This window comes from Cryobacterium sp. CAN_C2, from assembly GCF_015751745.1.
In the GTDB taxonomy this organism is placed as follows: Bacteria; Actinomycetota; Actinomycetes; order Actinomycetales; family Microbacteriaceae; genus Cryobacterium.
The window spans coordinates 1-1,221 of sequence record NZ_JADOUX010000052.1 but is presented as its reverse complement, the minus strand read 5'-3'; the positions used below and the strand labels follow the sequence as shown (position 1 = coordinate 1,221).

The following is a 1,221-nucleotide window of genomic DNA, read 5'->3' as shown; positions in this document are numbered from 1 at the left end:
CGGAATTTGATGCTCCTATTGTTGTCAAGCGCTGACTTTCGGTTGTTCATTGAGCCATGTGCGGTAGCGCTCGGAAAGGGCTCGATCTTGGGTGGCGCCGCGTTCAATGCGCGAGATAGCTTTGGGCCAGGCGCCCAGCTCGAGTGCTACTGCGGTCTGGGTGAGGTGCAATGCGAGGCGCCGCGGGCGCAGGTCGTTCGTTAGCAGGCCGGGCCGTGGGTTTTGCAGGACGCGATATATTTCGCGGGCGACGTAGCGCTTGAGGCAGCGCATGATCTCCTTCTTGCCTTTGCCCTCGCTGGTGCGTTTGACGACGTAATCCTGGGTGCGTTGGTCCTTCGCCATGCGCACGAGAACGATGCGGTGAATCGCACAGTTCGCGGCGCGGTCGCCACCGCGGGAGAGCCGGTGCCGTGTCGTCTTGCCCGATGACGCAGGGATCGGTGCGACGCCGGCCAGTGCAGCGAATTGGGCTTCTGTGGTGAGGCGCTCGGGGTTGTCGCCGATAGTGACCAGCAGTTGGGAGGCTACGGCGGTGCCGACGCCTTTGATCAGGGTCAGGGCTGGGGCGTGCTCGGCGATGATGCGGGCGAGCTCGGCGTCGCAGTCATCGATCTCGGTGGTGAGGTAGGCATGGCGGGCGGCCATGCGTTTGAGCGTCACGGCGGTCGCGACGAGGGGGTCTGTGATGTCTCCGGTCGGGCGCGAGGTGGCCATGCTTTTGGCACGGGATTCGCTGGTCTTGCCCCGATATTTGGCCCGGATACTCTCTGGGGCCGATGTGAGCACGGCGCTGATCTGCGTCAGTACCGCGGTGCGTGCCTTCATCGCGCTGGTGCGTGCGGTGCGCAGCACCCGGAGGGCTTCGACGTTGCCGTCGCGGGCTTTTGGTGTTGAGGTGCCGCGCTGGGCGAGGACAGATTCGGCGGCCTGGTAGGCGTCTAACGGATCAGACTTGCCGTGGATGCGTCGGGCCTGACGATTGGGCCGGTTGACCTCTTTGACATCGAAGCCCTCGTGGGTCAGGACCCGGGTCAATTCAGCGCCGTAGGACCCTGTCCCTTCGACGCCGACAGCGATCACCGGTCCATACTGGGTGATGTATTCGGCGATTTCCCGGTAGCCGGATCCGACGGCCAGGAACTTCTTATCGGCCAGGTGTTGGCCGTAATTGGTGATGATGGCGACGTGATGGGTGTCGGCGTGGGTGTCGATGCCGGC

General features: G+C 64.0%; 1 protein-coding gene. It reads right to left on the bottom strand.

The genetic code is table 11. The features are described from left to right. Window positions 1–24: 24 nt before the first annotated feature. Window positions 25–1,221, bottom strand: a 1,197-nt coding sequence (locus IWX77_RS16815; RefSeq protein ID WP_327012287.1) for an IS110 family transposase, incomplete at its 5' end; no start/stop codon positions are given.